Source organism: Marinobacterium aestuarii (assembly GCF_001651805.1).
GTDB lineage: Bacteria > Pseudomonadota > Gammaproteobacteria > Pseudomonadales > Balneatricaceae > Marinobacterium_A > Marinobacterium_A aestuarii.
Genome location: NZ_CP015839.1, coordinates 1997003 through 2021553, shown reverse-complemented (window position 1 = coordinate 2021553; position 24551 = coordinate 1997003). Strand labels below are relative to the sequence as shown.

21 protein-coding genes and 1 tRNA gene are annotated in these 24551 nt (G+C 51.8%); 4 read left to right on the top strand and 18 right to left on the bottom strand.

Going from position 1 to position 24551, the window contains the following annotated elements:
- Positions 1-65: 65 nt before the first annotated feature.
- Genes A8C75_RS08960 through A8C75_RS08940 form a run of 5 tightly spaced genes read right to left on the bottom strand, consistent with a single transcriptional unit; the run spans position 66 to position 5561 of the window.
- On the bottom strand, positions 66-3134 hold the full coding sequence (locus tag A8C75_RS08960; RefSeq protein ID WP_067380951.1) for an AAA family ATPase: 3069 nt from the start codon (positions 3132-3134) through the stop codon (positions 66-68).
- Entirely contained in the window at positions 3131-4279 is a 1149-nt protein-coding gene (locus tag A8C75_RS08955; protein WP_067380948.1) for an exonuclease SbcCD subunit D, read from the bottom strand. The genes A8C75_RS08960 and A8C75_RS08955 overlap by 4 nt, the downstream gene beginning before the upstream one ends.
- 56 nt (positions 4280-4335) lie before the next feature.
- A complete protein-coding gene (locus A8C75_RS08950; RefSeq protein WP_067380946.1) occupies positions 4336-5001 on the bottom strand; it encodes a D-Ala-D-Ala carboxypeptidase family metallohydrolase in 666 nt (221 codons plus the stop codon).
- A gap of 50 nt (positions 5002-5051) precedes the next feature.
- Positions 5052-5267 carry a hypothetical protein gene (locus tag A8C75_RS08945; protein ID WP_157890255.1) on the bottom strand — a complete coding sequence of 72 codons (216 nt, stop codon included), beginning with the start codon at positions 5265-5267 and terminating at the stop codon, positions 5052-5054.
- Between the two features lie 24 nt (positions 5268-5291).
- A complete protein-coding gene (locus A8C75_RS08940) occupies positions 5292-5561 on the bottom strand; it encodes a hypothetical protein (protein WP_084783899.1) in 270 nt (89 codons plus the stop codon).
- A 128-nt stretch (positions 5562-5689) separates the two neighbouring features.
- Here A8C75_RS08940 and A8C75_RS08935 point away from each other — a divergent pair, with 128 nt between their 5' ends.
- On the top strand, positions 5690-6583 hold the full coding sequence (locus A8C75_RS08935; RefSeq protein WP_067380939.1) for a helix-turn-helix transcriptional regulator: 894 nt from the start codon (positions 5690-5692) through the stop codon (positions 6581-6583).
- A 266-nt stretch (positions 6584-6849) separates the two neighbouring features.
- Here the strand turns inward: A8C75_RS08935 and A8C75_RS08925 are convergent, their stop codons facing one another.
- The 4 genes from A8C75_RS08925 to A8C75_RS08910 all read right to left on the bottom strand — a co-directional run bounded on the left by A8C75_RS08925 (position 6850) and on the right by A8C75_RS08910 (position 11122).
- Positions 6850-7110 (bottom strand): hypothetical protein, encoded by a 261-nt coding sequence (locus A8C75_RS08925; protein WP_067380933.1) that lies wholly within the window; start codon positions 7108-7110, stop codon positions 6850-6852.
- A gap of 329 nt (positions 7111-7439) precedes the next feature.
- Positions 7440-7835 carry a hypothetical protein gene (locus A8C75_RS08920; protein ID WP_067380929.1) on the bottom strand — a complete coding sequence of 132 codons (396 nt, stop codon included), beginning with the start codon at positions 7833-7835 and terminating at the stop codon, positions 7440-7442.
- A gap of 6 nt (positions 7836-7841) precedes the next feature.
- The gene (locus A8C75_RS08915) at positions 7842-8426 is read right to left on the bottom strand and encodes an SHOCT domain-containing protein (protein WP_067380926.1); all 585 of its coding nucleotides are present in this window, start codon (positions 8424-8426) and stop codon (positions 7842-7844) included.
- Between the two features lie 467 nt (positions 8427-8893).
- Positions 8894-11122, bottom strand: coding sequence for a PDDEXK family nuclease (locus A8C75_RS08910; protein ID WP_084783897.1), 2229 nt, complete (start codon positions 11120-11122; stop codon positions 8894-8896).
- A gap of 856 nt (positions 11123-11978) precedes the next feature.
- Here A8C75_RS08910 and A8C75_RS08900 point away from each other — a divergent pair.
- Complete coding sequence (locus A8C75_RS08900) at positions 11979-12203, top strand: hypothetical protein (protein WP_067380920.1); 225 nt, start codon at positions 11979-11981, stop codon at positions 12201-12203.
- 205 nt (positions 12204-12408) lie between these two features.
- Here the strand turns inward: A8C75_RS08900 and A8C75_RS23000 are convergent, their stop codons facing one another.
- The 3 genes from A8C75_RS23000 to A8C75_RS08895 form a co-directional block, all read right to left on the bottom strand.
- Positions 12409-13074, bottom strand: coding sequence for an inovirus Gp2 family protein (locus A8C75_RS23000; protein WP_084783896.1), 666 nt, complete (start codon positions 13072-13074; stop codon positions 12409-12411).
- Positions 13075-13256: 182 nt separating this feature from the next.
- Positions 13257-13478, bottom strand: coding sequence for an AlpA family transcriptional regulator (locus A8C75_RS22995; protein WP_084783894.1), 222 nt, complete (start codon positions 13476-13478; stop codon positions 13257-13259).
- A 104-nt stretch (positions 13479-13582) separates the two neighbouring features.
- Complete coding sequence (locus A8C75_RS08895; protein ID WP_157890254.1) at positions 13583-15121, bottom strand: hypothetical protein; 1539 nt, start codon at positions 15119-15121, stop codon at positions 13583-13585.
- A gap of 206 nt (positions 15122-15327) precedes the next feature.
- On the opposite strand from A8C75_RS08895, the gene A8C75_RS08890 reads away from it, so the two are divergent.
- Positions 15328-16248, top strand: coding sequence for a hypothetical protein (locus tag A8C75_RS08890; protein ID WP_157890253.1), 921 nt, complete (start codon positions 15328-15330; stop codon positions 16246-16248).
- A 517-nt stretch (positions 16249-16765) separates the two neighbouring features.
- Here the strand turns inward: A8C75_RS08890 and A8C75_RS08885 are convergent.
- From A8C75_RS08885 to A8C75_RS08870, 4 genes are all read right to left on the bottom strand, one after another.
- Complete coding sequence (locus A8C75_RS08885) at positions 16766-17995, bottom strand: tyrosine-type recombinase/integrase (RefSeq protein ID WP_067380911.1); 1230 nt, start codon at positions 17993-17995, stop codon at positions 16766-16768.
- Between the two features lie 232 nt (positions 17996-18227).
- A tRNA-Gly gene (locus A8C75_RS08880) sits at positions 18228-18302 on the bottom strand.
- 66 nt (positions 18303-18368) lie between these two features.
- Positions 18369-18929, bottom strand: a complete 561-nt coding sequence (locus A8C75_RS08875) for a carboxymuconolactone decarboxylase family protein (RefSeq protein WP_067380908.1) — start codon at positions 18927-18929, stop codon at positions 18369-18371.
- On the bottom strand, positions 18926-20269 hold the full coding sequence (locus tag A8C75_RS08870) for an aspartate aminotransferase family protein (protein WP_067380905.1): 1344 nt from the start codon (positions 20267-20269) through the stop codon (positions 18926-18928). Before A8C75_RS08870 ends, A8C75_RS08875 begins: the two co-directional genes overlap by 4 nt.
- Positions 20270-20324: 55 nt before the next feature.
- On the opposite strand from A8C75_RS08870, the gene A8C75_RS08865 reads away from it, so the two are divergent.
- Positions 20325-21311 carry a MurR/RpiR family transcriptional regulator gene (locus A8C75_RS08865; protein WP_227819866.1) on the top strand — a complete coding sequence of 329 codons (987 nt, stop codon included), beginning with the start codon at positions 20325-20327 and terminating at the stop codon, positions 21309-21311.
- A 23-nt stretch (positions 21312-21334) separates the two neighbouring features.
- Here A8C75_RS08865 and A8C75_RS08860 read toward each other — a convergent pair whose 3' ends face one another.
- Together A8C75_RS08860 and A8C75_RS08855 are read right to left on the bottom strand one after the other, a co-directional pair.
- The gene (locus tag A8C75_RS08860; RefSeq protein ID WP_067380899.1) at positions 21335-21784 is read right to left on the bottom strand and encodes a universal stress protein; all 450 of its coding nucleotides are present in this window, start codon (positions 21782-21784) and stop codon (positions 21335-21337) included.
- 69 nt (positions 21785-21853) lie between these two features.
- The gene (locus A8C75_RS08855; protein ID WP_067380896.1) at positions 21854-24472 is read right to left on the bottom strand and encodes a TRAP transporter permease; all 2619 of its coding nucleotides are present in this window, start codon (positions 24470-24472) and stop codon (positions 21854-21856) included.
- Positions 24473-24551 lie beyond the last annotated feature (79 nt).

The following is a 24551-nucleotide window of genomic DNA, read 5'->3' as shown; positions in this document are numbered from 1 at the left end:
TATCTCGTTGCAGCTCGCACCGGCTAACTCACGTTGCAAATCAGATACTCCCAAGCTCCTGCTAATCACGGCAGACAGCTCATTCTTACGGTGCTCCCCGCTCGCGAGCTACTAACATCAATCCGCAGCGGCATCTGCTCTTTCAGCTCCGACACATGAGAGATGATGCCAATGGTCCGCCCGCTGGACTGCAGCTCAACAAGAGTGTTTATAGCTAACTGCAATGACTCCTGATCCAGGCTTCCGAAGCCTTCATCGATAAACAGGGTGTCGAGCTGGATTCCCCCGGAGCGCTGCTGCACCACATCGGACAACGCCAGCGCCAATGCAAGCGAAGCCATGAAAGATTCACCACCCGATAAGGTGGCAACCGGCCGGGTCTTGCCGCTGTAAGCGTCATCGATGGCCAGATCCAGCCCGGCGGTCATGGTCCGCTTCTGGTCCGCTTCGTTCTGACGCACGAGACGGTACTGGCCTCTGCTCATGGCATGCAGGCGCTGGCTCGCGACGCTGAGCACCGAATCGAGCAGGTTGCCAAGGACAAAACGCTCCAGGCTAACCCGGACGTCACCTCTTCCTCCGGCAGCCTTGGCCATTTTGCCAACCACTTCGTATTGCCGCTGCACCGCTTGCTGCTGTGTTTCCAGGGAACGAATTTTCGCTAATGTTCGATTCAGCAGCGCTTTAGCTTGCTGAGCTTCTGTCCAGGCCTTCTCGGCCTCCTGGTAGGCGGTTTCAGAAGCTTTATGATTCGCTTCCAGTGAGGCCATATCCGGTGGCTGTTGATCCGCCAGCTGCTGTGCGATCAGTTCCAGCTGGGAGTTCAGCGAACGAAGTTTGTCATCATAACCCTTTACAGTGGTCCGCAATTCTTCAGTCGTCGTCTCTTCCAGCACACTGGTTTCAAAATCTGCTTGGTTTTCAAACTCGCTATCCGACAGCACCCTTTGCCAAAGGCTGGACTGAGTCGTTCTACGCGTCTGCAGGTCTTGCAGCTGCTTGTTGAGTGCCTTCAGATTCGATTGTGCTGCGGAAGCAGCATTTGAAGCTTCGGCCTGCCGTTTCTGGGCCCCTTGGTAGTCTGTTTCAAGTTTTTTGATTGCCTGAACGGTATCTAGGATGGCCCGGTTCAGCGCATCTAGGCTCCGGTATGCTTCAGGCAATTCTTTCTCGGCATTTGCCAACTGGTTCTCGGCTGCCGCTTTCGCAGCACTCAGTTCCGGCATACCCTTATTGAGACTGGTGCGTTCCGTATCCAGCGGGATCCGCTTGGTCTCCTCTGTCTTTCTATTTGCCTTTACGGTTTCTAACTGCTGTTCGCTCTTGCAAATCTGCTGCAAGCGCTTCTCCAGCTCACGATGAGCCTGCGTTAACTCATCTACCGTATGTGTGGCATTTTCGCCCAGCTCCGACTCCAGCTCAGTAATGAGCTTTCTCTGGTGCTGTACTGCACTTACGCACTCAGTTAGCTGCGTCTCCGATGAATACCGAGCATTCAGGCAGTCGCTCGCATCTCTTCGCGCCTGATCAACTGCGTCCTGATTGACCTTCTCTATGTCTTCTGGAAACTCAGCTGGGTGAGGATGCTCGGAGCTACCGCACACAGGACAGGGTTGGTCCAGCTGCAGCTTTTGCGCAAGCACTGCAGCCTGATTGGTAAACCAGGTCATCTCCAGCCGATCGGCGTTGGTGTTCGCTTGCTTATAGCTTCTATCTGCTTCTTCTAGTGCCGCCTGGGCCACGCGCACGGCTTTTTCGCGCGTTGCCAAATATGCCGCTGCGGCCTCCAGCTTAACTCGAGTGTCTAGTCGACGCTTAGCCGCAATCTGCAGCTCAATGCACTCTGCCTTCTGCCCGATCTGTTTACCGAGCACTTCGATTTCTTCAATCTGACCCTCGAGAGTCTTGTCGATACTGGCCATCTCGTGATCGAGCGCTTCAACCCTGGACAGGGCTTTTTGATGCGCTAAGTTAGCCTTCTGAACAGCTGCCTTTAACGACTCATAGCCTTCCAGCGTTTTCCGGTAGCCTGCAAGACGAGTTTCCGTAGCCTTCAGTTCATCACGCGATTCGTAACGTTTTTCCATTTCCTGCAGGCTTCTCACGGCTTCATCAGCTTCAAGCTTCGCCTGATTCACCGCACTATTCGCCGCTTTAGTCTCGACGTCCTGAACCCGAATTTGCTGATCCAGTCCCTGCAACGTCTGCCAGAGCGGCGCGATGGCAGCGGCTTTCTCCGCTCTCTGGATTCGCACTCGAGCCTCGTCGACTTCGGGCTTGCGTTCCTGATGAGTCTTCAGATCTGTTTGCTTGGTCTCCTGCTCTTCAAAGCGTTTCTGCAATGCCTCAGCTGCTTTCAGCTTCGCCTCTTCAGCTCGTTTGAAGGTGTCCGCCTTTGCCTTTGCGCTCTCTCTTTCCGCCAAAGTAGTGGATGACTGAGCAATGGCCTCCAGTAAAGCGTCAACATCGGCAATGTGGATTTCGTGCAGTGCTTCGGTCTTACTCTCTTCAAATCTTCTGTGTTGTCTCTCTATGTCGCCCGCTTTGTCCTTCAATAGCTGCTCGATGCGCTTGTAGACCTCGGTCTGAAATAGCGTCGACAGGATTTCCTGGCGGTCGTCAGATTTCGCCAACAGCAGCTCACGAAACTTCCCCTGCGGTAACACCATGACTTGACGGAACTGATCAGTGGTCAGGCCCAGTATCGCCCTGATATGGACATCGGCCTCTGTTTTCTTCTTGGGGACCAGCGTCTCTTCAGTCCCATCATCTGCAATTCGGACCAGGTGTGCGGTAGCTTTCTGTTCCGTTTCGCCATCACCTCGTCGGGCCGGGCGCACTTGTGTCGGCACTCGATGAATACGATAACGCTGTCCACGGATGCTGAACTCGAGCTTCAACTCCGTGAGTACATCGGGATCTGCATTGTCGCACCGGATACCGAGCTCTTTTCGCTCGGCATCGGTCGTTTCACCATAGAGGGCATAGCAGACCGCATGCAGAAGAGATGATTTTCCTGCCCCGGTCGGGCCATCGATCAAGAACAGCGGATTCTCACCAAGTTGCGAGAAATCGATGGACTCATTGCCGGCGAAGGGACCGAAGGCAGACAGTTTCAGTTTATGCAGCTTCATCCCTGTTCCTCCATGCCGGCACGAGCCTCGGTAATCACTTCAAACAGCAACTCGTTCTGTTCATCAGTAAGCTCACCACCCATCACTTGCCGAAAGAAATCCTTGAACACCTGGTCCTCACTGCGTCGACTGCTGACATCGGCGACAAGCTGGCTGCCACGGGAAATGACGAAGTTGGTCCTTTCCAGCTCGAGCGTATTGGGATACACCTGTCTCAACTGGCTCATTGGCTCCAGCAGGTCCTGGGTATCGGTTAAGCGGGCGAGTATATAGTCGTCCTGGCGAGGATCTCTGCGCCCCTGCTCCATCAGCTCGGCCAACGTTCCCTCCAACACTCGCAGGTCACGTTTAGGAATCAGTTCTAGGTGCTCCCAAATCACGCCATCGTCCGTAAGTTCGACCAGGATCACACCTTTCTGCTGCCGGTGCTCTGAAAACGAGTACTTCAGCGGCGAACCCGAGTACCGGATATGGTCGGCGCCTTTGTACTGCGGCCCGTGCAGGTGACCCAGCGCCACATAATCAAACTCCTGCAGCGGTTGATAGGAGACACGATCAGCCCCGCCAAGGGAGAGTTGGCGCTCGGAGTCACACCCCTCAGCTCCGTCGATAAAACAGTGGCTGATCAAAACAGCAGGAATGCCAGGAGTCCGTGCCTGTTCGGCAAGTCGCGCAAGATACGTGTGCGCCTCATCATAATTCTTTACGTCACACCCATAAGCCTCCCGCACCTCGACCGGATCATGATAGGGAATGCCGTAGAAATGGACCGGGCCGCTGTCCGTCTCGAGCGTTACTGGAGTCGCAACGTTAAGGATATCGCCGAGAATATGCAGGCCGGATCCGGACATGTACTGAGCGCCGAATCGTAATCGTTTAGCACTGTCATGATTACCGGATATCAAGATGACTGGAATGGAAAGCTCAGCCGTGAAGTCGGCCAGAAATGCGCTCAGCGCATCAACCGTTTCAGCGGGTGGAACGGAGCGATCGTAGATATCCCCAGCCACGACCAAGGCATCTACACCGTGTTCCTTCGCATAACTTTTGATCTGCTTCAGAACATGCAGCTGATCATCGAGTAACGATACGTTCTGAAACAGCCGCCCAATATGCCAATCAGAAGTGTGTAGAAATCGTGGCATCACATCATCCTTGTCTGCACTTGCGAGTGAAATAGAGCATAGCCGCCATTTGGACCTTAAACAGCAAGTATCGAATTGATCATGACTTGGGCCCCTGCACAGCGCTGTGCCTCAGGCATTAACGCGTAATACGAATGGACCTGCCCCCTGCTGAGCAAAGCTGCTTTATCACCCGTATCAGGGTTCGGTAGGAAGGAGCGGATGGTCTTGTTGCCATCATTGCCCTGGTACCAGCGGATATTGAAGGCGCAGAGGTTCTTGAAGAACACCATCTCGTAGTAGCCGGGCACCTGATGATGAATCCACCAGGCCAGTGACGCCCAGTCGCCCGTCTTTTCGAACTGATCCAGCCAGGCGGGTATAACAATGCAGGCGGTTGCACCCATCTGGCCGCTAGCGTCCAGCGCATCCCAGATATGGGCAGCCCGATTGCTCTCGTTGCTGGCGCAATTCATTTTTGCACTGTTGCCCAGGGCATTGACCTCGGGCGATCGATAACCGGACCGAATATGGACCTTGCCCCAGGCCGCCTGGATTGGCTCCAGTACCTGCTCGCACAGCTGTGTACCTGCCGCGATCGCCAGCTCCGGGTTTTCCGGCGCGTTGGTTAAGCCATGGGCCTGGGCGATCTCGGAGTGCAAAAACTCCCGCATAAAAAAGTTTTCCGACAACCGGGTACGACCCAGCCCTTCCAGCTTTGCGTAAGTCCATTGACTAGCCATGGGAGTTTCTCCGTTCTTATCATTTTTCAGGATCAGCCGAGTTGGTTTAACTATCCGCCAAGACCGGTCTGGTGCATTGCACTTGAGCACGAGTGCAGGACATAGAGCAGAAACAACCCTCCGACTACGCCGACAATACCGATCGCACAGGTGTCAGCTTCGCTCGGGTTACTTGCAGCCAGCACCCCAAGCCCCGCGATTAGCTCACCCCAAAAGGGGTGATCCATCATGACGGCCAAACCAACCAATATAAGCAGCATCGCCATGGTCATCGCCTCGGTTTGAAAGCTTCAGTGACGTTTTGTCTTGAAGTGGCAGGTCTTGTGCCCAACGGTGACCACGATGCCAGCCGCCATAACCAGGTAGCAGCGGCGCACCTTGTCGAGCACTTGCCTGGTACAGGGCAGCTCCCGGCATAGCTGTCGCCAGCCACGCTTGTCGAGCCAGATCACTTGTGCGCCACGGTGGTAGTCGACTGCGCCATAGTCGATCAGCAGATCAACCATCAGGCCTGAAACACCGCGCTGCTGCATACGTTGTGTGGCATGTTTTGAAAACATCACCGCCTCCGTTATCCATCAACCGTTGTTGAGAGCCCAATACTAGGTTATCTTTTGATCACATGTAAGATTTGTATACATGTATATGTCCCCTTAACAGGACATGTACCCTGAAAGGGACAGGTAGGATGCTGACGGCACTGAAAGATCTGAAGTGGGAAGTGTTACTGCGTTATCGCTATATCGAGATCATTGCCCTGTGGGAGGGGCGCCTGACAACCAATCACCTGTGCAACACCTTTGGCATCAAGCGTCAGCAGGCCTCCCGGGATATCAATCAATACAAGCAGATGGTACCGGAGAACCTCGATTACGACGCTCATCTGAAGGGCTATATACCTTCCGTAAACTTCACCCCGCACTTCACGACTGGTACCGTAGATGAATACCTGAACCTGCTGGATTCACACAGCTTCCTTGAGGGCTTTGTTGAACGCATCGCCCTGTCACAAAGCCACACCTGCGTTATTCGTCCACCCCAGCGCCGGGCAGAACCACGTATCGTGCGTCAAGTAGTCGAAGCCTGCCGGACAGGCCAGCGGCTGGAGCTGACCTATGCCTCCATGACCAGCCCAAAGGGAGAAGAACGGATCATAGCTCCGCACTCACTGGTCTCCAGTGGCTACCGCTGGCACCTGCGTGCCTTCTGCGAGAAAAACCGGGATTATCGCGACTTCCTGCTCGGGAGGATTCTGGCGTGCGGCGAAATACTTGGCCCCCGGCTGGAGGATCCGACGCACGATAGGCTCTGGCAGCGGGAGGTTGAACTAAGACTGATCCCCAACCCCGGGCTGACGCCAGAACAGCAGGCACTTATCCGGCACGAACGCTGTTTCAGCGACGAGGTGCTGTGCATTAAAACCCGCGCTGCCACGGCGATCTACCTGCTGCAACTCATGCAGGTGCCGACAGCCCCGCTTGACGTGGAAGACATCAACCTCTGCAGGGCCAACCCAGTGGTACTGGAAGACTATTCACAAATAGAAGCGTTACGGTTTGAAGGGGCCAAAAAGGCGCCGTAGATATGCTGAAACGGGTTTCTGGCTCGGTACGAATGCCTAACCAACGGTTAAGCCGTGCGCTGATCAAGTGGGATATGGCGCAAATACGAATTAAAAATTGAAAGTACTGAGGGGCTTGGCAGCATCAGGCCACGTTACCCTGAACTGTGGCGCCTTCAGGGTAACGCTGTGAAGTTGCCACTCCGCCCACGGCGGGTGGGCCATCATGCTGAGTGCGGTGTACGCTTCAGACTGCCATTTGACCCTGTGCGAATACGTCGTATTGATCAATTATCGATATAGGCTTTAACAGCGCATCCTTCAAAGTACATCTTCCCTTTCGTCACACGATTCAGGGCCGGCGGATTCTTCCCCTTCAGCGGCAGGTTATGCTGCACGGCATGCTTCAACTCGGTGATCCTGACGCCCAGGACACAGGCAACCTCTTCGATAGACAGCATGCGATCCCAGTAGCTTGATGCCTGGCTGTTATGCCAGCCAACGCTACCAGGGACGGCCCATGACTTCGACGATGTATCCTTTGCCATTTTAATATCCTGTGATCTGATGGTTAAGCCTTTGCATCTATGGTAGCTTGTAGCGATCAACGCTACGACACTCTGATCGCCATGATGGTCGCTACGGCACAAAGCGGACGTTGCGCGATTAGTACCTAACGTCCGGTTAGGCGGCGATCATTAGCGAGTTCGGTGGAGGCCACGCTTTTGTCGCCGGAATGAATTTTAGCCCGCTGTTATATTTCAACTGTACGCAGCTAGATAAGCGTCAGACAATCTCCGCCAAATTGGCTGAAGGCATTCAAAATCCAACTTTCCATTGGCTTTACCACCTTTCAAACTTCCTAGCTGGACTTCCTCTATAAGCACCTCATTTTGACTTTTCCAATGGTCTCTGAGGTGTTGAGGAAACTTTGGGGTGGGATACCGACCACCCAAATAATATACTCCGTCAATATATCTAAAATTGATTTTTCCTCGTCTGTTATTGAAATACCTGCCGTCGAAGCAAGTTCGGACAGCTTGTGATTTTTCCTAAAATCAGTTTTTCTACCGACACAATGAGCCTTGAAAACAAGCTCGAAGGACATTCCAATTAACATTTTATAGGTAGCCCAACAACTCACTTCTAAGTTCCGATTTTCTTGCATTGCAAGCCACAGCGTCCGAGCTGACACCAGCAGGTCATGAGACTTGCTATGCCAATATGCTGCAGTGCCTTGCTGTAATTCGAATTGCTTTTCATATATATTCATAAATTCCTATGCCCGCTTTAGAAGCTTTTTCCTGGCTTCGTTGAACTCCCCCTCGGAGATATGGCCATCTTCCTTCAGCTTTGCCCATTTTATAAGCTCATCTGCTACTGAATATTGTTTGAGCTTTTCTCCCTTGATAATATCTACTTCTCCTAAAGCTACAGATTCAGTGGGGCTCTTTGGCTTTCTAGAAAATATGCCATTAATCTCTACCCACTCGCTGTGCCGATCAAGTGGATTGATAAAAAGAAATTTCACAAAAATCAAATAGGCTATACAAGTTCCAGCGAATGCTAGAGAAAAATAGAGCTCTTCGTCCTGACGATCCCAGTAGTCTTCTTCGTTTAAAGTAGTTGCGCTGTACGCTGCCACGATTAAACAGGCGATCAAAATAAGTGATACATAACCTCGAAAGTTTCTAACTGCTGTAGCCACATGAGAAAAATCTTCATTTTTCTTCATCATGAATATCCCAAATACTAAAAACAAAGCGGGAATTACTCCTACAAGAAACCCTAAGGATGGCAGCATGAGCAAACCAAATATCAAAATTTTACTCTGGTCACTACTATTTAGTGGTTGATTAGTCATAAAATCTCCTTAGATATATTACATTTAAATACTGCACATGCTCGTTTACGCGCAGACCAAGATAGCGTTAAGAAAGCCTAAGCGACCAAAAAGAAACAATATTTGAGAATTCACAGCCATTCTCCTCCGTTGAAAACGTGCATGCATATTTTCGTACTAGGCCGTGCGCAGTATTTAACAGGCCCCAATCCATAAGGCATTGATACTGTAACATTTTTGCTCCTAATACCAGTCAGAAACGAGCACATGAATGCTGTAAAACGCGCAATAAGGCCGTATGGCGTCCAATACGCTGTATAAGCGCACAGGCTTTGAGGGTGAGTTATGCACAGGGCGCGGTAGCAGGCAATGTCCGCTTTGGGTCGACAGCAAACAGATATCTCTGCAGCACACAGTCATACCACTCAATAAATCAGCAGCATCAGAAATATCGGAAAAACCAGCAAACAATCATTAATTTAACCCAGTTAACTTGTCGCATTCCAGACAGTTTCCTGCTCGATTACGCTAACGAAGTCCCGGCCGGAAATACCGTTTTGATAAAGCGATCCAAATTCCTGCCCTGCCTCCGCAGGCTTCGCTTCCAGTACCGGTGGATTTAGAAACATGCCAGCCGGGTCATTCAGATAATACGCATCATCCCACAGGGCAATCAGGACCTCCTCGAGCGAAACCTTCAGAAAGCCCGAGAAACGCTCATGGTCGTGTTCAATCGACGTATCTACAATCCAGCCATGGATTTTCAGGCCATCAGCGTCGTTCTCCAGTCCCAGACTAGTTGCCAGGGTCATATCGGTCTTCAACACCTCGGTAACAGCTTCGACCTTCCGCTTTACTTGCGTCCCGGCTTTACGCAGCGTCTGTGTTTTGTGCAGCCAGGCATCGAACTGCGAACTGCGCAAGAAGGTAGACTTGATCTCCAGCACTAGCAGGTGACCATCCCGCTGGCAGATCAGATCGATTTCACCCGGATCATAGTCATCCGTTTTAGGGGGCTGATAATTCGCTACGACTCTGAATCCACGCGCAGCAAACTGCTCCGCCAGCCGTGTCTCGATACGCTGGGTCTCATCCCGGGTTTCCTGTCTTCGCCCCCCAATACGGCGCAGGTTGTTAAGTGCCGCCGTAGAATTGTTCTGGAACGCCATCAGCCACGGTAACTGAAACAGGAAACGGCCCATTTTCAGCACCGGCCGTTCATGGAGTTCTGGTATCGGGCCGTGGCGCTTGTCGCGTAATTGGGCGGCCCGTTCTTTCAAGTCCGAGGTCCAGAAATCGAGTATGGCTTCTGCCGCTTTCAGGCTGCCCTTGGGTAGGGCCTCGTTCACGGTCCAGCCACGTATGGCTTCAATCTTTTCTTTGCGGTCCGAGAACGTGATGGGAAATCGGTTCTGCATCCCATCCTGAAGGCCTTCGATTGCCAGAAGGCACAGCGCTTTACACCAGTGTCCGGTTTCATCGAGATAGCGATTGAATGGCTCTATAAAGGCTGCATTGTAAAACGCAGTCATTAGCTCCATTGACAGTAGGGCTTGATACAGATCCACGCGAAGCCCGCTGTCCGTCAGCAGGTGATCGCTTAACCCGAACACCTCGGTTAGCTGAAGCTGAATCCGTAATGTCTTGATGACTGCTGCCTGATTGCGCTCGTGGTTCTCAGGAAGCCCTATTACCTTCCCCTCCATGCCTGACCGGGAAAACTCAGCCACTGCACGGTAATACCAGTACTGGTGCAGCCTTGCGAGCTTCTCACCGCCACGCTTCCATCGCTGTCGTTCTTCGACATCCACCTCAACGATGGTCAAGTCATTACCCACCAGTTTGAAGCGGATACTGTCGTCGTAACAGAATGCGTCGATCGACTGGGACATGAAACTGTTGTACTCGAGCTGCGCCGCGACGAGCTTTACGAAAGACGGGTAGATGACTAGGTGTTGGCCGGAGTGCTCGGGTGACGGAAACAGGAACGGCGACATATGCTGCTGTAGCGACCGACCGATATCGGATACCGATAGATTGAGAGCACTACAATCAAACGATTCCAGCTTCCACTTCAGGATGTCATTGAACGCATACCAGTGATCTTCCATCTCGTTATCGGAGCCAGCCCCCTGACCTAGCACCTTTTCAGTCGGAATCAGGTACTCGAACGCGTAGAGGCTAGAATATGAAAGTAATTCCAATGGTGTCAGACGTGCAAGTGGAGACCGGGACTCTTCCAGCAGCGATAAACGGTCCTGGTGCGCTATATGAAACCGACGGCAAATGGCGACCAGTGCACCAAACTGATCGGGATCGCTGTCAGCCAGCGCCTCAACCTCTCTCCAGCTTTTCGAATCAGGCCTCATTACCAGCCGCGAGTAACGAATGGCTCGCCTGACGGCCGAAGGTACAAGCGCTGCTATGCGCAACAGCAATGATCGATTGGAAACCACATCCTGAGCAAAGTAACGCGCAAGCGCCAGTACGAATGAATTGGATGCACAGATATCTGGCGTTAGTTGTGCAAGGAAGTCACTAGTCCAGAAAGCTGTATCGCGCTCGCTCGCCTTAATGGGGTTTTTCTTGCTCCGCCTAGCCGGCTTGCCGTCGAGGTACTGATCGGTGATCTCAGTTATCGCGTCATCAACGCTTAAGCCAGCCTCCCGACAGCGCTTGAATCTCGCATCGTACATTCCAGACTGTACTTCCGACATGAACACTCCATTGTCCAGCTGAGCCTTCTCGGCCCCTCTTATGAGCGATATGGCAAAGCCCCTGCCAAGCTGTATGCCATCATAGCTATCCCGAATGAGAGTTGCACTCTTTCAAGATAGACCCGACTCCCCACTGTGACTTGCAGCTTCTGAATTGTCTGCTGTTCAGGCGTCAAGGCCTTGGCAATCGAGATCATACCGTCGTGCTCCTTTTCTCAGTTGAGAGCAAGACTCGCTCGGCGCCTCGCCTGGCCACGATGCCAATCTCGGGCGCCCTGCCCTCAGTTATAGGCGTCCGTTCTTGATATTTTCAATCAGATTACGCACCCCCATACCCGTCAACCGCGCTTTGCGCCCTTTCCATTTCCCGGTCCCTGGCCAAAAATCAATGGGGCCCTGATGACCGCACACGATCAGGTGAGCCCCCTCATTCTTGCTGGTAAACACAATGCCACTACACCTCAGAAGATGCGCACTGGAACCCCGGTTGTTCCCACGTTTTATCTGCCCTTGTTTACGCTGGGCTTCCATTTCGGCAAATATCGTATTCTGTTTCATCGTTTTTATTGGTCCCATACTGTTGAATGTGTCGTCCGAGCTGACTAGACAACCGCCGGCTGCCTAGCCCTTGATCCGAGCAGCTGTCCGTATACGATCACCGAACGTTTACTCTCAAAATATGTTGCTAGGCGGTATTTTCTAATCGGCCGGGTGAGCTGTACTGCGCCTCGGGTTACCACACCAAGTAGCTGCGGATACCGATAGCCGCAAAGGTACGCCTGTTGGCATCAACCAAGTCTGAGCGTAGCTGCATGGCTGTTCAGCTCATCAGGTATGAAGGTGGCATAGAGGTAATATGGAGATCGTGATCGTCGGGATTGACTGTGCGACAGCCGCCAAAAAAGTAGGGTTGGCCAAGTCCGTGCTGGTCGATGGGCAGCTGCGCCTCGAAGCGGTAGAGCAAGACCACACAGGAATGGATATCGCCGCGCGTATTACCCAGTGGATTTCTGCCACAGGACCAACCCTGATCGCGATGGACAAAGCATCAACTAGTCAGGCCACAACGTTGTTTCACTGACGACGTGTTGCGAGTGAAAGCCGAAGCGACTCCAGCTGCATTTAATGCAGGAGCCAACGAATGAGCCTTATACAGATACTACTGATTTCGCTAAAGCGAATCCGCTTATACATGAAGACTATCGACAGAGTGTCTTTTTTACGATTTTAGGAAAATGAAAAATTAGTGCAAGGCCAAATCCAAAAAAACCGAACTTCTACTTTAATTAATTCCTCGAACAATCAAAAGAACGCACGGAACCTCCATAGTGTTTTGTATGCTCTTTACAGAGATAGCTAACGCTTTTGAAAAGTTCGGGACGCGAGGCATACCCATCAGTAGGCTGAAGCCAAAAACTACCTGCCACATTCACCAAACCACCAGAAAAGTCAAAATGGATCCCAATGGCACTTGCCCAAGATGCTCTTATCATACTGTATAGAGTACCGATCTCTAGCCTCAGATTTCCCAGTGTGTAATAGGCATCTTTGTTAAAAAGAAGTAACATGTGATAGTGCAGCCTCCCATCATTACCTCCAATCTCTCTCGCCCACACATATCTTAAATTACTAGCATGCGCCCTATGCTCACTCCTACGAATACTCTCATATCTAACTTTCATTCTTGACTTCAAAGACTTTATAAACATTTGCATCACGTAGTTACTATCATAAGAAATATCATGACCAATAGGAAACCGCATATCCAAGCGAACTGCAAATGTACGAGGATGATCTTGTATTGCTCGATCAATTGTTGAAAGTGATCTTTCTAAATAACTCTCGATGCATGGTCCTTTATGAACCAATATCGGTAACCCGCAGTAGCTATCCATACAATAACGACTTAGGTTTGTATTACTTTCAACTCTCTTATTGATCCCATAACTCATGATAAAACTCCTAATAGAGTAGTCATGCACTAGAATAGAGTATATTACTATACCGACAAATACAGACTTAAAATGAGCCTATACTGCGATAGGTAATAGTACGCAACACCAATAACCATGCGGAAATGAAAATTGTCGGAATATATCAAAAGATGAAACAGAAATTTAGGGGGACATGCCCCCTAAGATGCTTTTGCATGTATACCTTTGACCACTGTTTTGTTGTCCTCACGCATTTCTATCCGCTCGAGGATCCAATCCGTAACTTCACTATCAACCCAGCCAACGACTCGACCACCAAGAGGAACTGGCTTTGGAAAACTTCCATCAGCGACATACCGATAGATTGTAGAGCGGGAAAGACCTGTGTTATGCATTACTTCTGAAAGTCTGATAATTCTCATGACCGGCTCCTTATTGGTTCATGAGATCAGCAAGCTCAATTAAAATTAATTTTTACCAACACTAAGCACTCATCCATCCAGCTGGCCATAAAAACAGCAACTAATTATATATTGAAAATATTTCCCTGACTATCGTTCGTTATTTTTGCGGATATAACTTTGCATCCCGAATCCCCGACCCGTTCTATCTGCGCCTGAAAATCCCCATGAAATTGGTGTAGATTAACTTTATCCTTAATTAATATTTCAACAACCACATCGCCTTCAGCGACATCATTCTTTCTGGTCATCCCGGCGCCCATCGATAGCGATTCACGAAACAACTTATAGCCAAAAGCCGGATGTAAACTAATCACCGCATCGAAGGAATCAACACACCTTTCGTTATAAAAACAGAGCAACGCAGCCTTAGTAACCATGGACAAACGGACAACTTCGCCTGCCATCACAAGCAAGGGTCTTAGTAATAAACTTAAAGTTTCCTCACCATCACTTCTCTTCGAAACATCTCTCAACTCGCTCTGGATGATTTTCTTTTTAGAAATAAATTCATCTTCGCCAGCAACGTGCAGATCCGCCTCCAACTCACTAAGAACACTCATCAATACCTCCCCAAAATTTTTATCTTCTGGGCGAATACTCACAACAGAAGGCCTTTCAGGCAGCCTTTCCCAATTCTCACGGAGCAATTTTGACACGTACTCACATAGTTTAATCTGTAAGTAGTATGCCCCTCTTTTTGATAAATCTATATCATCACGTCTTACAATAAGATAAGTTTCTGGAATTTGAACATACAGTTCCCTAGATTTCTTCGCATACAGAATAGACCGTGCAAAGCTACGATCTCTAAACGCTAGCTCGCACCCTTTTATATGCAAATAGATGCTGTGGCGTTTATGATCTCCAAAAACCTTGTGATCGAGGTTTAAATAGTAGATACTTTTTCGACGACCGAGCCAACCGGGATCCACAACACCAGGCACTACTCTCTTCACATACCCTAATTTCTGAAATGACAACAAATGCGAACGAATACGCTTTTCTGTCATCCCCGTCAGGTTATTGAGATCAGCCATGCCGTTGTCTCGCAGAACACCACAGTCATCAGCATGATATAGCATGACGGCTAATAACCAACGCATCGAGCGGCTAAAGCCGCCTCGCCTTGACTTACTTCCATCGATTCGAATTGAGATTGAGTGATCATAATTTGGAAGCATCTCCGTAGGGGTTTCGAGAATCCACTGAATCATATTCTCAATGCGCGGGTCAGGCAGTGAAGTTGGATGCCGCAGCAAATCTATGAACGTTGAACTAAATGCAAAACACCTTCCTCCCCGGCGACCAAAATCTGAGAGAGATGACTTACGCACCAGTTCTCTCTCAAGACAAAAAGAAAGCATTTCACTAACAGCTTTAGGGTTTGAGTCAAGACTCTTCGCAAGCTCTATGACTGTCCCGCTAATGCAATTCTCGTCATCAGACTTTGAAACGGCTCGCAGCAGAGCAAGGCGCCCCTCTGGTGTCAGACGACCAAACTCCTTAGCACGTTTCACTCTCTTCTTACGATGTGAGTCACCCGCGCCGTACTCAACTTGGTAGTAGTCCTCATCTCTCCAGCTCAGTAGTGACTGATACATCTCAAACCTCTTATTATCGTTTAAAACTACAAATAGTACCTACCTTATTAAACTCAGCAAACATGTTTGTCAACACGTTTGACTTTTCAGAATGTGTAAACCATATTGTTCACAAAGAGCAAATACTAAGATTTAGACTAAAGCTAGAGCGGAGCACAATAGTGAGCCAGCAAGATAGAGCCCATAAGGCCATACGAAGATTAATCATGAAACTTACGAATGAAGACATACAGTGGGCAGTTAATTACTTTAATAAGAAAGGCGTGTACTTTCCTTTATTTAGCCCGATAATTTCTAACAGGGAAGGATTAGAAAACTGTCTAGTCGATCTAACTAGTAGTGACCATTCAAGGTTAATCCTGAACAGATTTAAGGCAGCTTATCGCGAGCGTAAAAATCGTCAAAAACCTCAAAGCCGGCAGCTAAGCATTCTCATAAATAGTGATGAGAACAAAAAAATTGAGCGGCTTTGCCGAGAAAGCAACTGTTCAAAAAAAGCACTTGTGCTCAAACTTATTGAAGAACACGAACAACTACATAAAAATATAAGCTTGCATTTCGAAGCAAAATACAAGGAAAAAATTAACCATCTCGAAAGGAATATTAAAGCCCTTAAGGAAAATAAAAACGCAGCGAGACCATCAATAAAAATCAAAGAACTTAACTCGATAATAAAAAGACTTTACACACAACTTAAGGGTGCCGATAAGATAAATACTGCGATATTAAATCTATTTGAAGATGAGATTTATTCTCTTAGCCTCCAAATCACACAGCTCAAAAATAGCAAATCAGAACCAGTCATTGATGATGAAGTCATTAGGCAGGCACAACGAATATTCTCAGAAAAGACCTCATTGATGAAAAGCACCATTCTGGAAATTGACACAAATACTCAATCAGAAGTATTCATGAATGAGAACTTTTATTTCAACACCCCCTTACAGTCAAATGACGAAATCTGGTTTGCGAAGCGCATAGGAGATGAAGCACCAAAAACAGTTCAGGACGCTTTAGAAAAGCTTATGCAAGGATTTGAAAATCAACAAAAGCGCATAGAAGAGCTTGAGAGGAACAATATAGAGCTAGAAGCCCTATTAGATTTTACGACCCAACCAGACATCTAGGTCAACATTAGAAACCTCTTACTGCAACCCTTATCAAAAGGCAATAAATCTGTAATTTTATCTTACCTTTTTCTTAGCTAACCACTGGTCATAAATAAAAAACTCAAAGAACACCTTACCCCGGGACATATGAAAAATCTTCTTTTTAAATACAGAAAAATCACTGTCATTTTTTGCGCAAAAAGCCTACCCACCTCGTAACCCAATCCACCCATATATGGCATGAATACATCAGCACGGCTTCTGACTCATGAACTTACCTGATTACCCACAAAACTCAGCCATGTTTCAGCCAATTTAGCTTTAGTAAATTCAAAAGATTACAAAGTCTCTCCTGTTTAAACTTCTCATATCAAGACGAAAACAAACCTTGCTTTGGTCACCCATCATGTTGTACCTTCCTGTTCACTGGAGTCACAGCATGATATTGGGCTATATAGTGACTGAGGTTCATAAGTAATCAGGTATATATTTATATCTTACATCTATGCTCAACAATGCAAGTCACATATCGTTACTACTCCTGAGCAAAGTTACGTACAATCGGCAGCCCATTACGGGCCTTGTACTCTAAGTCATCCAAGTAATCAGCCCATTGCTGCATCATTTTGACCCGATGATTGAGGAATTTGGTTCGATTATATGCCCTGCCATTCGCATCCTTCACGGAATGGGCTAATTGATGTTCAACCCATGCTTCGTCAATGCCCAACTCCTCTACGAGTAGCGTACGAGCCATAGCTCTAAATCCATGACTGGTCATGGTACTTTTGTCGTACCCTATTCTTCTTAGTGCCTGATTCAGTGTATTCTCTGATATACAGGCGGAATTACCCCGAAGTGATGGGAACACGTACTTGGAACGCCCAGTAATCCCCTTGAGGCTTTCCAGAGTATCCATGGACTGCCGGCTTAAAGGAATCAGGTGATCGTTGCGCATTTTCATACGCTCACCGGGCATAACAATCACCTTGGCATCAAAATCTATCTCGCTCCATAAGGTTCTCCGCACTTCACCTGGGCGACAGAACCACAGGGACGCGCATTTCAATGCCGCTTTTACAACATAAGTCCCTGAGTAAAGATCTATATCCACCAGCAACTGTCCCACCTGGGCCGGTTCAGTAATTGCGGCGTGGTGCTTTACGTTCCTTGGTTTCAACAGGCCAGTTAGGTCATTGGCAGGATTGCGGGTACAACGTCCTGTAATTATCCCATACTGAAATACCTTACTGGCATAACCCTTCACTCGATGGGCGGTCTCCAATTTCCCCCGTTTCTCTATCTTTTGGATCGCGTTCAGTAGCTCCGGCGCTTCAAGCTTAGCAATCGGTTTACGGCCGACGTAGGGAAACAGGTACTCGGTCATTGCATGAATTGTTCTAGCCTGATAGCTCTCTGTCCACTCATCCCTGACTCGCTCAAACCACTCTCGCGCTACGACTTCAAATGAGTTCGCATTCTGCACCTCGGACCTCAGCACCTTCTCTTTTTTGGCAACCGATGGATCGGTTCCGTCAGACAGCAGTTTGCGCGCCTCGTCTCGGGTCTCTCGAGCTTTTTTCAGAGACACCTCAGGATATACCCCCAGGGCCAGCAGCTTCTCCTTCCCCAAGTAGCGATACTTCATCCGCCAATACTTCGCCCCTGATTTTGTGACCAGTAGAAAAAGTCCTTTTTCATCAAACAGTTTATAGTTTTTATCCGCTTGCTTAGCAGCCTTCAGAGCCTTATCTGTCAGGGCCATCGATCGATCCTCTTGCCCCTCCAGCGGGGTATCTATTGCTGTCTCATTGGGGGTATAGATTTAAAATAATGGGGGTATAAAATCTAAAAAAATAGTACATACCCCCACAAGTACCCCCTGAACACCTGAGCTAGTATGAGACATCATGAGACACACTGGGAAGATTTTATTTGTCTTTTCAAAGATTTATCAAGATGGGTGAAACTAGGTGAGATGCGATGAGATCATAAACTGGAGCGGGTAGCGGGAATCGAACCCGCCTCGCAAGCTTGGGAAGCTCGAGTAATAACCACTATACGATACCCGCAAGAACTCCAATAATCTAACGCCCGGCCTCTGCCGCTGCAAGCATTTCACGTTGTTTATTCGAGTATCAACCGGGCTCTGGAAAGGGCAGCGGTGTTGATGTGTCGCGGCGCACCTCAAACACATTCAGGGTCATGGCAACCAGGGCGTAATAGCCGAGAATTCCCACCAACTCGACCAGTGCAGGCTCTCCAAACTCGGCGACGGCGCGGTGATAGAGTGCGTCGTCGATACGTCGCGTTTGATACAGAGTACAGCCGATTTGATACACCAGCTGCTCGTCGGTGCGCTCAAATGCAGGCGTGTTACCCAGGCGCAGCGCAGCAATCACCTGATCGGCAATACCGGACTGGCGTGCTATGGGTTCGTGGATCTGCCATTCGGCCTGGGACTGCCACCAGGCCGCCGTGACCAGAATCGCCAGCTCCGACAGGCGCAGCGGCATTGACGTATGGTAGCGACAGTAAGCGCCCAGCGCCTGGGCTGGGTCGGCCAGCCCGGGGCTGTGAACCCAGGCCAGGAAGGGGCCGTCCAGATTGCCCCGCGGGCCACTGAGAATGGCATCCAGCACGCGCTGCTGCTCAGCGCTCATCGTCCCCGGCGTCAGTTCACTCAGACGCGATTTCATGCGCTTGCTCCCTTTACGGCGCGCAGCGCCAGAGTAATTGCACGCTCGAGTTTCTCCACCAGCTCATCCAGATGCGACTCTTCAAGGATAAAGGCCGGCGCCAGCAGAATATGGTCGCCCTGGCGACCATCAAGGGTACCGCCCATGGGGTAGCACATCAGCCCTTCGTCCATCGCGGCCTGCTTGATGCGCGCATGCAGTTTCAGCGCCGGATCAAAGGGCTCCTTGGTTGTCCTGTCGCGCACCAGCTCAATCCCCTGGAACAGACCTCGGCCGCGCAGGTCACCAATATGGGGATGATCACCCAAGCGGCTGCGCAGGCGCTGTTGCAGCGCCGTACCCAGCACCTGCACCCGGGAGAGTAACTGGCGCGACTCTATGGCCTGCTGTACCGCCAGGGCCGCCGCACAGGCGGTGGCATGACCAATGTAGGTGTGCCCATGCTGGAAAAAACCCGTGCCCGCCGCTATGGCAGCGTAAATACGCCCACTCACCAGGGTTGCGCCTATGGGTTGATAACCCGCCCCCAGGCCCTTGGCAATGGTGGTGATATCGGGGCTGACGCCATCCTCTTCGATGGCAAAGAGGGTTCCGGTGCGGCCCATGCCGCACATGACTTCGTCCAGTATCAGCAGTACACCATAGCGGTCGCATACCTCGCGAATCTTGCGAAAGTACCCCGGCACAGGCGGCACCGCCCCCAGCGTTGCCCCCACCACCGGTTCTGCCACGAAGGCCATCACCTCATCCGCCCCCAGCCGCAGAATTTCATCCTCCAGCTCCTGCGCCAGACGCGTTGTGAAGGCATCATCGGATTCCTGCTCGCCCTGCTCACGGTAGGCGTAACAGGGCGTCAGATGGCTGACCTGAGTCAGCAGCGGCTCGAACTGGGCACGGCGCCAGGCGTTGCCACCGGTGGCCAGAGCCCCAAGGGTGTTACCGTGGTAGCTCTGACGCCGCGCAATCAGATGCCTGCGCTGCGGCTGTCCCGTCTCGGTGAAGTACTGCCGCGCAAGCTTGAGTGCCGCTTCAACCGCCTCCGAGCCACCGGACACAAAGTAGACGTACTCAAGCCCGGCAGGCGCCCTTTCGATAAGAAAGTCCGCCAGCTGCTCCATCGGCTCAGTGGTAAAGAACGACGTGTGCGCATACGCCAGGCTTGCCACCTGCTTCTGAATGGCCTCGACCACCTCGGTTGCATTGTGCCCGAGACAGGATACCGCTGCCCCGCCACTGGCATCCAGATAGCGGCGCCCGTCAGCGGCGATAATATAGGGGCCATCACCGGCAACAGCGACCGGGTAGGACTGGTGGGTATTGCGGTGAAAGACATGGGTCATTGAGGGGCACTCAGCAGTACTAGTATTTAGCAAATATATTTGCATACGAAAAATTATGCAATTATTTTTGCATAACCATCAGGTTATACTGCACACCCGACAACAACACCTGAACAATATAGAGCGAACTCTGGCGATGAACACATCAGGCTTCACCCCGCCCCATGACCTCAGTAGCCTGCGGCAACTGCTGGCCGATATTGATAGCAAGCAGGCGCCTATTCGCCTCGGCGGCCAGTCGCGCCGGGTACTCAATGCCATGCTGACTAATCCTGAACAGGTTGCCCTGACCTCCATCACCGAGCTTGCCGAACGCCATGGCGTCAACGCATCCACCCTGACCCGTCTGGCCCACCGCCTGGGGCTGAGCGGCTTCAACGGCCTGCAGCAGCTTTTTCGATTTGAACTGACCGGCAGCCCGCTGCATTTTTACAGCGATCAGGCCCGCCATCTGGCCCGTGAGCCCGGTCTTGCAGCCTCTGACCTGCCTGCCAGAGTCGGTCAGCAGGAATGCAGCAACATCAGCGCCATGATCGATAAGCTGGACCCAGAGAGCTTCAAGCGCGCCGCCGACCTCATCGCCAGAGCCCGGCAGGTGCGGATTTACGGCCTGCGTCAGTTCTATGCACTGAGCTATTTCCTGGGCTATGCCCTTGGCATGGTCAGGCCCAACGTCGCCACACTCGAGGCCGGGCGCCAGGGCATCGCCGATGCACTGAGCACGCTGCAGCCAGGCGACCTACTGATAGTCGCCAGCTGCTTTCCCTACACCGCCAGCGTGATCAGGACAGCGGAAATTGCACAGCAGCATGGCATCGAAGTCATTGCACTGACCGACACCCAGGACTCACCACTACACAACATTGCCAGCTACAGCTTTTGCGTACCCAACCGCAGCCTGTTTTACAGCAATGCCATGGCGGGATTCTTTGTGCTGGGGGAAGCGCTTCTGAGTGAAGTGGCGGCACGGCTGGGCGACACAGCGATAGAGGCGCTGCGCCGCAGAGAGGAGCTGATCAGCGAACTGTCACCGCTGTCTTGAAGGACAACCTGAAACCCTGCAGATCAGGTGGCTTTAAGCGCATCACCGCGCAGAATCATCACCGAACACTGCGCACGTTCAACCACGCGGGCGGAGTTTGATCCCAGCAGCGCACTGTCCAGCCGGCTGCGGTGATGCGCCGACATGATGATCATATCGGCGTTAATTGCCGCCGCCTGCTTGATGATCCGCTCCGCCGGATGCCCCTGATGTACCGAAAGGCTATGGGGTACATTAGCCGGGAGCTGCTGGGCAGCAAAGTCCACCAAGTGCTTATCCACTGCCTGATGCGCCTTCTTCACCGTCGCCGGATCAAAAAACGACGCGACCAGGGGAGAGGCAAAACCTGGCATCACCGTCATCAGATGCAGCGTGCCACCATTGGGGTCCAGCTCACGCAACGCCACCGCTATGGCAGGCTGGGCGAAAGCAGGTTCTTCAAGGTCAACCGGTATGAGAATAGTTTTGAACATGATCGGTCCTCGACCGGCCCAGAGCCGGCTCTGTCAGGACCGCCCACCCAGGGGCGGGCGGCCCGGTTATCAAGCCTTCGCAGTTCCGCCCTGCGCCTGCACCCCGCGCCTGCGACGCTGCATCATCACCAACGGCACCAGCAGCAACAGCGCAGGAATAAAGATCAGCTCCTTCGCAGGCTGAGGCTGGGCAATCTCTATACGCTCGATAACCTGGTCAAATGTCAGCCCCGCACGCTCCGCCCGGCTGTCATAGCTCACCGCATCCACCAGCGCCTTGCCGCCGTCGTCCATCAACTCGACACCTGCATCCATCAGCCGATCCCGCGTGTTGTCGCCCTCACCTGCCGGCAGCAGCACAACGAAACGGCGCTCGTTGCCAATTTCGTCTTCACCCAGAATATGCAGCCGCAAAGAGGTTCCCGCAGGAATGTCCAGAGTTTCATCCAGCAGTGCCGCACCTTCACGTACCTCGAAGGGGTCCACAATCCGATCCATCCAGAAACCCGGCCGAAACAGCGAAAAGGCAATCAGCAGCAGCAACAGCGTTTCGTGTACACGGCTGCGCACCAGGAAATAGCCCTGGGTGGCGGCGGTAAACAACAGGATGCCGATGGTCGAGATCACGAACACCATGATGCCATGGGGCCAATCAACGTTGATCAGCAGCAGATCGGTATTGAAGATAAACAGGAATGGCAGTATGGCGGTGCGCAAACTGTAGAAAAAGGCCACAAAGCCGGTGCGAATCGGATCACCACCAGACACCGCCGCCGCCGCAAAGGACGCCAGCCCCACCGGGGGTGTGACATCGGCCATGATGCCGAAATAGAACACAAACAGATGCACCGCAATCAGCGGCACGATGAGCCCGGACTCCTGCCCCAGGGTCACGATCACCGGCGCCAGCAGGGAGGAGACCACAATGTAGTTGGCCGTGGTTGGCAGCCCCATGCCCAGGATCAGGCTGAGCACAGCCGTGAGTATCAGCATCAGCAGCAGGTTACCGAAGGACATGACCTCCACCAGATCCGCCAGCACCGAGCCTACGCCGGTCTGGGATACGGCACCGACGATAATGCCGGCTGTCGCCGTAGCAATACCGATACCGATCATGTTGCGGGCACCGGTAATCAGGCCATCAATCAGCTGATCAAAGCCCGACAGACAGGCCGCCAAAAGCCTGCCTTCGTTGCGGAACAGCGCAAACAGCGGACGCTGGGTGACCAGTATGACCATCATCAGCACACTGGCCCAAAAGGCAGACAACCCGGGCGACAGTCGCTCGACCATCAGACACCACACCAGCACCACCACCGGTAAAATAAAGTGCAGACCCGACTTCACCGTCGGTCCTGTCTCCGGCAACTCCACCACCTCGGATTCGGGATCATCCAGCTCCAGTTCCGGGTAGCCCGCAGCAAAGCGGATCAGCCCGACGTAGACCCCAAACAGCAGCAGCGCGATAACAACACCAGCCGCATCGCCCAGTATCGGCTTGATCCAGCCGATACCGAAGTACACCGCAAACGCCACCACCGCCGTGCCCATAAAGCCCAGCAGCAGGCCCATGAGGCGCATCTGCCAGGGACGCACAACACCGCGGCGCGGCAACCCTTCCATGCCCAGTTTCAGGGCCTCAAGGTGCACGATATATACCAGCGCTATATAGGAAATCAGCGCCGGCAGGAAGGCATGGGTAATGACCTCGACATAGGACAGCCCCACATACTCCACCATCAGAAAGGCCGCAGCCCCCATGACCGGTGGCATGATCTGGCCATTGACCGACGAGGCCACCTCGACCGCACCGGCCTTTTCGGCACTGAAACCCACCCGCTTCATCATCGGAATGGTAAAGGTACCCGTGGTCACTACGTTGGCAATGGAGGAGCCCGAAATCAGCCCGGTCATGCCGGAGGACACCACCGCCGCCTTGGCGGGGCCACCCCGCATATGGCCGAGCAGCGAAAAGGCCACCTTGATGAAATAGTTACCGGCGCCAGCCTTGTCGAGCAGCGCGCCAAAGAGCACAAACAGAAATACGAAGCTGGTTGAGACACCCAGCGCAATACCAAAGACCCCTTCGGTGGTAACCCACTGATGGTTTACCACTTGTTTCAGGCTCGCGCCCTTGTGGGCAATAATGTCCGGCATATAGGGGCCGGCAAAGGTGTAGATCAGAAAGACCAGCGCCACCGCCACCAGCGGTGGCCCCAGCGCACGCCGGGTTGCCTCCAGCAGCAGGACACCACCGATACAGGCCACCACCATATCCTGCAGCAGGGGTGCGCCCGGGCGGGTCGACAACTCCACATAGAAGATAAACAGGTAGGCCGCCGAAAATGCGCCCAGCACAGCCAGCACAAGGTCAATGGCCGGCACCCGATCCCGGGGGGAACCATCAAAGGCCGGATAGGCCAGAAACGCCAGAAATACTGCCAGCGCCAGGTGGATGGAGCGCGCCTCGGTATCGTTGAATACGCCAAAACTGCCGATCAGCGGCCAGTCATAAAATGGCAGGGGCGACGCAATCCAGAGCTGGAACAAAGACCACCCCAGCGCCGTACCGAGCAACAGCATTTTCTGAAAACCCAGGGGGGTGCGCGCACCGCTGTCAGTGGCTGCAACCATGTCCTGCAGCCCTGCCTCATCAATGGCTGACGGGCCTTTCTTTGGGTCGCTCATAAAATCTCCGGTTATTAACTGCGCCCGCACTTAAGCACTAAAACGCTGCGAGCCAAACGAAAAACGGCCTGCCGATATG